Genomic DNA, 9557 nt, shown 5'->3' with positions numbered 1-9557 from the left:
ACAGACCTTTGGCTGATTGCTCTCAATGAAAGAGGAGAAGATCTGTGGCAGAAGTCCTACAATTTCAAAAACAGAGACATTCTGATGGGAATGAATGTGGTAAGCGGGAGGCTGGAAGATGGAAGTGAAAAGTCTAAAGGAATTCTGTTAGGAGGTTACACCCAGGCTGAAGGAAGAATAGAAACAGATGATGAAACCTTCTGGATGCTGTATTTGGATCAAAACGGAAATGAGCAGTGGAGAAAACATGTCAAAGGAGAATCCAGGCAAAAAGAAGAAAGACTTTCAGATTTAAAACTCAATCGAGATGGTTCAATTATTCTTGCAGGAACCAGTGCAGAAGAGCTTGGAAAAGAAAACTGGAAGATTGTAAAACTGGGAGATAAACAGGTAGACCAACTAATAGAAAAGTACGACATCAAGATCTATCCAAATCCTGTCTCAGATTATGCTTATATAGAAATAGGATTCAACGACTTCAAAGAAGCAGATATTCTGTTGTATGACATGAGTGGAAGACAACTTCAAAGTATAAAAACAAAGAACAGAGTGACTAAGATCAATACCCAGGCTTTGGTGCAGGGCGCTTATCTGGTGACGATAAAAACTGATAACAATAAAACGGCGAATGCTAAACTAATTAAAAAATAACGCAAATGAAAAAATATCATAGTATTTGCCTCCTGCTGCTTTGTAGTTGGCTCTATTCACAAAATCAAACAAATGTTAACTTTCCCACTTCGCCCGAAGTAGCAATGTTCAAAAGATATGGAGATATTCCAGTCGGTACATATACAGGAGTAGCACAAACGAATGTTCCTATCTATACAATTCATGAAGCAGGATTTGAACTGCCTATTAATTTGAACTATAATGCTTCCGGTATTAAACTGGATGATCAGGCTACATGGGTGGGATTAGGCTGGAATCTGATGCCTGAAGGCGTAATATATCAAGATGTCAAAGGAAAGGCGGATCAGAATGATGTAAGCTATGCTACTCCAAACGAATATATTCCATTTTATAATAGACTCGAATTATATCCGGGAGGCACAGGAAGATTTAAAGTGGTAAAACAAAAAGGATTTGTTGATTATGATTGGTGTACTATCGGTAACCAGCAAAACCCCGGATGTTTCCCCCCATCATCTCCAAGCGGATCTGATGGAAATACAGTTGTCAATGATATAGTGTATGGAAAAAATGCTGAGGTTGACATTTTCAGATTTAATTTCTTTGGGCATAGCGGAAGCTTTTTCATTAATCTTCAGACCCGTGAGATTATTCAGTTGGAGAAAAGTGAAAATATAAAATTTGAAGTCTTTTATGATCAGATCATAGCTACTGATGATAATGGGATAAAATATTATTTTGGGCAAAAAGAAATATTTTCCAGCTACAATGGAACATCTTTATCAGAAGAATTTTCCAGTAGAAGCTATAAAATTAGTAAAATTGTATTTCCAAATACGAAGCAGATCTCTTTTGAGTATCAGGATGCAAATTATAATTTTTATTCTTTTTCCCAGCAGAGAAATATCAGAACTTCTGCTTATAGTTTAGGACCTACTGATATGTGTTATGGAAAAATAAATTATCAGTTTGCGCCAGCACAGGCCACATTAAATAATAGTAATGTGAAAATTTTGAAAAAAATTAAAACAGATGATCTGGAAATCATTTTTAATCTTGGTGACAGACAGGATATTAATCTATATAGTTGGAACAATCTTAAAAGACTTGAATCTATTGATTTTATAAATGTAAGAAATAACAAAAAATTTAAATCTTTAGATTTTATTTATACCTATTTTCCTTACCAGGAGGATTTTCCATCTGCTATTACTGAATTGCAAAACTTTACCCAGATGAAAGATGCATTTGGTAAAAGATTAAAGCTGGATAAAGTTTCTTTTTTTACTTATGATAATATCGGTAACAAGATCAATAGCAATGAAGAATTTAAATTTGACTATGACCTTTCCGCTACTTTACCTTCAAAAGTTTCTTTTGCTAAAGATTTCTGGGGATATTACAACGGACACTATAATAATAATTTATTACCTGATTTAAGCTTTTATCTCACTCCTGCTATGGGAGTACCCGTGTCTTACGAAGGAAATAATAGATATTCCAATAAAGATTTTGTCAATTCATATATGCTTAGAAGGGTTGAATATCCTACTAAGGGCTATACTGATTATGAGTACGAACTTAATTCTTTTAACAACCAGTTTATTCCCAGTCATGACCAGATATTCAACCTATCCGAAACAATCCATCTAAATAATAATGGTATCGGAGGATATAGCCCTTTAAACAATATATATGATTTTCCATACGACAAAGGAGGTTCTTTGAACTTTCATGCTGAATTTTCAGGCGGATTTGATGGTGGTTCTACTGGTCCACAGTCTAAAAGATATAACTATTATCAGATGACTAATGCTAATGCTAGTATTAAACTGTTAAAAATTAAAAAGAATGCAGGTGGCGGGGAAACTGTATTGGAAGTTATTAAAGAATGGAAGTTTGGGGAACTTACTAATAATACTGATTTCAGCCAGACATATAACTTCCAAATTAACGGGGTATTTGAACTTGTCAGTTCTACTGATCCTACAATTCAAAATAGAGTGGTATTAAATATTGACAACAGCATGTATCAAGCTGTGGATATTTACCATTCCGCAGGAATAAACACATCTTTTACCATCGTAAAAAAGCCTAATATAGGTAGTAACTTTACTTCTTATGGACATGGTCCGAGAATAAAGTCTTTAAAAAATTATTCCAGCCAAGGAATTTTATCTGAGTGGAAAAAATATGAATATGAAAGTGGCGTTCTTCAAAATAGAATAAGTCCTTTAAGGCAAAAGGATTACTATTGTTTTAACTGCGGACAGGCAACCAACTGTTCCACCTCTTATTCCTATAACAGTTTTTGGTCGATTACCGATCAGATTTCTTCTGGTGAGTATGATGCGGTAGGATATGGTAAAGTTACAGAGAGTACAGTGAATATTAATAATCCCCTTCAAATAAAAGGGAAAACAGAATATTATTATAATAATTTAGAAAATATTGTAGCAGACTATTTCCCTGTAATTAAAAATCAGCATAATGGACTTTTACAACAAAAAGTGATCAAAAATGCTGATAATAACCTTATTGAATCTGTTACATATAAATACAAGAATCTACTACCATTTAATCAATTTTATAGTGTTAGAGCTGAAAAGAAATTTTTATTGAGTGGAAAAGATCCTTTGATCGCCTCAACTGGAGAGTATGACGGTATTGCAAAATATCATTTTTATACTACTCCTATGATGTCAGAATCTCATAAGATTGATTCTGCAATTACGAAGCGATATTTTACTAATAAAATTATTGAGACCACAGAACACTTTACTTATAATAACCTTGGATCAATCCAAAAGTACAAATTAATAAATCCTGACGAAACTACTATCACAAATTACAAGTATTCAGAAGGAGGTAATAATCCCTATTTATTTAGTAAAGGAATTACTGGAATTCCATTGGAAACTGAAGTAAAAAAAAAATAGCAACACTATTTCCAAAGTAAAAATACAATATCCATTATCTCAATCCGATGCAGACTTAAAAACGTCAAGCCTACCTCTACCATATGAAGTGCTTAACAAAAATCTGTACTCTGATGATATGGAAAAAAAGGTTACTTACGATAAATATGATCCTAAAGGAAACTTGCAACAATTCACCACTAAAAATGGAGTTTCGATAGTAATTATCTGGGGGTATAATCTAACCCAGCCTATTGCTAAAATAGAAGGAGCGAAATTAACAGATATTCCGCAGTCGTTAATTGATTCGATTGTTAATGCATCCAATACAGATGCTTCTGCAGCAGCTAATAATGATGAAACTTCACTTTTATCTGTATTGAATACATTCAGAAATAGTTTGCCAAACTATCAGATAACTACATACACCTACGATCCACTCATTGGAGTTAGAAGTATCACACCTCCTACAGGTATCAGGGAAGTATATCTTTATGATTCGGCTAACAGGCTTAAAGAAATCAGAGAAAAAAGCTCTACAGGTAACCTCTTAAAAGAATTCAAATATAACTATAAACAATAAAAAAACTTAAATGATGAAAAAAATACTATTCATTGCAGGAATTTTAGCAGCTCAATTATCCTTTGCACAACAAGGAGCATTTTCAGAAGTAACCATTCAAAACCCTTCTCCTATTTTATATTTAAAAAGAAGTACCAATGATGGAGGATTTATCCGTGGGATTCAAACCCAATATCTTAATGGTACTAATGGTTGGTTTTTTGGTGATTTGCATGGCAGCCAGTGGATTGTATCCAAAGGAGATTATACCAACCCCAAACTTGTTATTAATGACAGTAACGGAAATGTTGGAATAGGAGTTGCAAGTCCCAATGGTAAATTGCATGTAGCTCAGGATAATGTTAATGACCAAAATTTAGTTTTAGGAAAGTTTTCATCTTTCGGACCAACCGGGGGCAGTGCTATAGTTCGTTTAGTGTATAATAGTACTACTGCTAATCTGGAAGTAAATTCTACATACTCGGGCAATAACTTCAGATATGGAACTTACGGTGACTTTAATATTGAAAATGAGATTACAACCCCGGATTTTGGAGCGATTAACTTTATTACAAACAAGAAAGTGCAGATGGCTATTAAGCCTAATGGAAATGCCTTACTGCAAGGTAAGCTGGAAGCAAAAGAAATAAAAGTAACGCTAACTCCAACTGCTGACTTCGTATTTGAGGAAAATTATAACCTTCCCAATCTGGAAGAAGTAGCAAAACATATTAAAGAGAAAAAGCACCTTCCAGAAATTGCTTCCGCAAAGATGATGGAAAAAGAAGGCGTAAACGTGGGTGAATTTCAGATTAAATTATTACAGAAAATTGAAGAACTTACCCTCTATGCCATTAAGCAGGAGAGACAATTGAAAGACCAGCAGGAAAAAATACAGAAATTAGAAGGAGAAAACTCAGAGCTGAAAAACGTAGTTTCAGAAATTAAGCAGTTGAAAGAGCAGTTTCTTATAATGAAATCCAATACAACCCGCTAATAATAAAATCAATGTATAAAAAAATATATATAAGCATTGGGTTGCTATGGAGTCTTCATCATTTTGGGCAGATTGTTTTAAACTCACCTCCTGTTCCTAATACTGAAGTGGCAGACCCTCAGAGTATACGGATGCTTCCTGGGTTCAAGTTCAGTTCTGCCAATGGAACTTTTCGGGCTTATATTGGAGGATCATCATCTGGCAATGGAGAAACTTATACTCCCATTACAGTCAATTATTCGTCCAGTCTTCCAACGACGGAAAATTATGTCTATACCAGACAATATTTGGTGGCTACAGCCGTTTCAGACGGATCCCTTCAGCAGATACAAAGTATTCAGTTTTTTGATGGTTTGGGAAGACCGAAGCAGGCTGTTAATATTAAATCAACATCTGGAGGAAAAGACCTGGTGACTCATATCCCTTATGATAATTTTGGAAGACAGGTTGATAGCTGGCTGCCTGTTCCTATGAACTCATTGAGCGGAAATATCCAGACCGGAGTAGAAGGCAGTGCCAATAGTTACTATCAGTCCAATGGCATCAATGATTCTTTTCCTTTTAGCCACAAAACCCTTGAAAATTCTCCACTAGACAGAGTTTTAAATCAGAAAAATCCAGGAACTGACTGGCAGAACAAACCTGTTGTTTTTGGATATGAAACCAACACGACAGGTGAGGTTAAAAAATTTACCACTGTTACCTCATGGGTTGCCGGAGCAACTTCTTCAGATCTTGTATTGTCCGGGACCTATGGAAATGCCCAGCTGTATAAAAATACAGTAACAGATGAGGACAACAATAAAACCATAGAATTTAAAAACGGCAGAGGCCAGACTTTACTGGTAAGAAAAGTGATCAGTGCTTCAGAAAATGCAGATACTTATTACGTTTATAATGAATATGACCAGCTGGCATTTGTTATACCGCCTTTAGCTTCTGCGGGGGCAGCCGTTTCAGCTTCCGCACTGGAACATCTTTGCTATCAGTATAAATATGATGGTAAAAACAGGCTGGTAGAAAAGAAACTTCCGGGGAAAGGTTGGGAGCAAATGGTTTACAATAAAAAAGATCAGATTATTCTATCCAGAGATACAGCCCTCAAAAATGGGATTGCGAATTTTTCGGCTGATCAGTCATGGATGTTTACCAAATATGACCGTTTCGGAAGAGTAGTGTATACCGGGATTACCAGAGATACCAATCCAAGAAATGCGATACAGAATACGATTGATAACCAATCTGCTGACACTTATGAAACCCGTGGAGGAAGCTTTACCCTGAATGGAACCAGTATTGAATATGGAAACCTGTCTTATCCTACAACAGTTGATAAACTCCTGACTGTCAATTATTATGATACGTATCCTCAGGGAGCGCCAGCAGTAAGTGCGGTTCTAGGGCAGGATGTATTACCTCAGACAACACAGAATTCAGAAGTCAGCACTAAAAGCCTTCCAACGGCTTCTTATACTAAAAATATTGAAAATGACGGCTGGACAAAAGTTTACACCTATTATGACAAGAAAGGGAGGTCTATCGCAAGGCATTCTTTGAACCATCTTGGAGGATACACGAAGACAGAAAGCTTCCTGAAATTTTCAGGAGTACCGGAGTATAGCCTTGTTGAACATAAAAGAACAGCTGGTGACACGAAGGTTACTATCAAAGAAACTTATGAATATGATCACCAGGAAAGACTCGTAAGACATTGGAATCAGGTGAACGGAGGTGCTCAGGAATTGTTGGCAGAAAATCTGTATAATGATCTTGGGCAATTGCGGACTAAAAATGTAGGAAATACCACAGGAAGCCCACTACAGAGTGTCAAATATGCTTATAATATCAGAGGCTGGATGACAAAAGTGAATGATCCTTCCAATCTGCAGAATAAACTGTTTGCCTACGAATTGCGTTACAGTAACCCAAACAGTCAGTTTTCAGGTTCAGCAAGATATAATGGCAATATTTCCCAAATGTCATGGATTACCCAAAATGACGTTGTACTGAGAAATTACTCCTATGAATATGATGCCCTTAACCGGCTTAAAGAAGGACGTTTCTGGGATGCCATGAATTTAGAAAGAGGAGAGTACCACGAGCAGCTTACCTATGATCTGAACGGCAATATTAAAAGCCTTTTAAGAAGAGGAAAACAGCTTCCTGGATATACCGCCCCAGAAGTAATGGACAATCTGGAATACCATTATGAAAACGGAGAACAAAGCAATAAGTTATCTTATCTTAGAGAAATCGGTACCGGAAATGCCATCAGTGGATATCCGTTAGCATCAGGAAGTACAGGAAGTAGTATTACTTATGATCTCAATGGAAATATGACCACCCAGTTGGATAAAGGAATTTCCTCCATTCAATATAATTATCTAAATTTACCAGGAAAGATTATCCAAAACTCCAAAGTAACGGATTATATTTACAGAGCAGACGGAGTGAAAGTAAGAAAGGTTTTTGGAACAGAAACAACCGATTATCTGGATGGCTTCCAGTATACTAATTCTGTTTTGAAATTCTTCCCAACAGCAGAAGGATATTTTAATGTTGAAACCGGAAAGTATGTGTATAATTATACTGACCACCTTGGAAATGTTAGATTAAACTATGCTAAAAATGGAGCAGGAACAGAGATCATTGAAGAAAGTAATTATTACCCGTTTGGATTGAAGCATGAGGGGTATAATGTATTGGCAGGAAATCCGGCGTATAAATATAAGTTTGGAGGAAAAGAATTACAGGAAACAGGCTGGAATGATTTTGGAGCAAGGATGTATATGAGTGATCTTGGAAGATGGGGTGTCTTAGATCCAGCTTCTGATTACCTACCAGAATATTCCCCTTATGTCTTTACATTTAATGATCCTATAGGTTTTGTTGACAATGATGGAGAATTCCCTGGACCTGCAGGAGCTATAATAGGAATATTGGCAGATTATGCAGGTCAAGTTGGGTATAATTATTTTTTGGGAGAATCTAATTATAATCTACGCCACGCAATGACTAATAATATAAATGGATGGTCAATGGCTATTTCTGGGGCGACTGGCTTTGCAACTGGTGGAATCGATTCTCTAAAAAATGTTGTAACGAGTGGTTTGAAAATCAATATTTAAAAAATTAATTAATAACGGAATTGATATTTTGGTCAATACTATTGGTAATACTGCTGCGGATTATTTAAATACTGAAGATGGAAAAGAGTACGATTTCTGGAAATCATTGACGGGAGGGTTATTATCAGCTAGTTTAGAAAAAGTTATACCTATAAAATATGTTGATAAGCTTGAACAAAAATTATTCAGAAAAATGAATATTAGTGCGAACAAAGTAGCTAGAATTAAAGATAAATTAACAAACCTTAGAAGAAATAAAACGATTAGAAAATGGACAAACAAACTTCAAGAGGCAGAAAAAGATTTAAATAAATATAATGAAGCTTGGGCAGGTGTTAAAATTGTTAATGATTCTTATAAGAAATTTGGAGCAAACTCTTTAACAAACGAACTTTTTCTTAAAGATGATTCTAAAACTAAAAAAACGGCCACACTAATTATTGGTGAATTAACATCAGAAAAAGGACCAAATGAAAGATAGAATTTACACCAATAATCAAAAATTTATCATCATTTTATTGATCATAGGATTATTCTATGTAATTTATTCTTTTTTGAAATATGATCGAATACTTGAAAATGGAATAATGGTTGAAAGAACTGTAATAAGTCAAAATTGTAGAGCTTATACAAAACTAGAATCAGGAGTTATTATAAGAGACGAAAATAAAGAATATAATGTAAAATTGGATTACGGGAATTGTATTAAATATCCGAAGAATAGTAAAATAAAATTAATCTATGATAAGGATAATGGTGCTTATACTTATCCTGTTAAAAGCCAAAATTATGGGAAAATATATTTTTTGGGAATAGCTTTAATTCTTTCTGTATTTCCTTGGTCTCTTATATTTAGAAGAAAAAGCAGTTAAGTATCTTCCGCTGCCACACGAATCCTTTCGTGTGGGAGTAAGAATAAAGCCACTGTAAGAGCAGTGGCTTTTATATGTGTAACTGGCTAATAATTATATTACCGCCGCTGGCACGAGCGCAATGTTATTAAGTTAAGTGTTTAAAATGTTGGTTTTCAGTTGTTTAACCTTGTTTTGTGCTTGTTTTTTCGTATATTTAACAGTGTGTCAATCAGTTAAAACAAGACGAAAAAATATGAATGATATTATTTCGTTTCTTCAATTGGAAATTTCTCATGACTTTACAAAGGAAAAATTTGTAGTGGATGCTAGGAATTTTAGTAGAAATAGACTGCGGAGTTTTTTTTTATATCTTAGAAAATAAAAAAATGATAAAATACCTGTTCATTCTTTTTCTGTGTGCAATTGTTTTTGTTCAGGGGCAGCAAAACATATCCTCCTGCTGGC

At 34.9% G+C, this 9557-nt stretch carries 7 protein-coding genes; all 7 read left to right on the top strand.

From position 1 onward, the window contains the following. The coding region (locus NK356_RS20825; RefSeq protein WP_253317945.1) for a T9SS type A sorting domain-containing protein at positions 1-651 on the top strand (651 nt) is incomplete at its 5' end. A 5-nt stretch (positions 652-656) separates the two neighbouring features. Beyond that, on the top strand, positions 657-3572 hold the full coding sequence (locus NK356_RS20820) for a hypothetical protein (protein ID WP_253317944.1): 2916 nt from the start codon (positions 657-659) through the stop codon (positions 3570-3572). A 118-nt stretch (positions 3573-3690) separates the two neighbouring features. Continuing rightward, a complete protein-coding gene (locus tag NK356_RS20815) occupies positions 3691-4134 on the top strand; it encodes a hypothetical protein (protein WP_253317943.1) in 444 nt (147 codons plus the stop codon). 10 nt (positions 4135-4144) lie between these two features. Continuing rightward, on the top strand, positions 4145-5110 hold the full coding sequence (locus NK356_RS20810; RefSeq protein WP_253317942.1) for a hypothetical protein: 966 nt from the start codon (positions 4145-4147) through the stop codon (positions 5108-5110). Between the two features lie 11 nt (positions 5111-5121). Continuing rightward, positions 5122-8238: a DUF6443 domain-containing protein gene (locus tag NK356_RS20805; RefSeq protein WP_253317941.1), complete on the top strand. Its 3117-nt coding sequence runs from the start codon at positions 5122-5124 to the stop codon at positions 8236-8238. Between the two features lie 28 nt (positions 8239-8266). Beyond that, positions 8267-8719: a hypothetical protein gene (locus NK356_RS20800; RefSeq protein ID WP_253317940.1), complete on the top strand. Its 453-nt coding sequence runs from the start codon at positions 8267-8269 to the stop codon at positions 8717-8719. Then, complete coding sequence (locus NK356_RS20795) at positions 8709-9110, top strand: hypothetical protein (RefSeq protein WP_253317939.1); 402 nt, start codon at positions 8709-8711, stop codon at positions 9108-9110. The genes NK356_RS20800 and NK356_RS20795 overlap by 11 nt, the downstream gene beginning before the upstream one ends. The last annotated feature ends 447 nt before the right edge of the window (positions 9111-9557 follow it).

This window comes from Chryseobacterium sp. S0630, from assembly GCF_024158915.1.
Lineage (GTDB): Bacteria > Bacteroidota > Bacteroidia > Flavobacteriales > Weeksellaceae > Chryseobacterium.
Note: the sequence above shows the minus strand (reverse complement) of the source record. Positions and strands in the feature narration are given on the sequence as shown.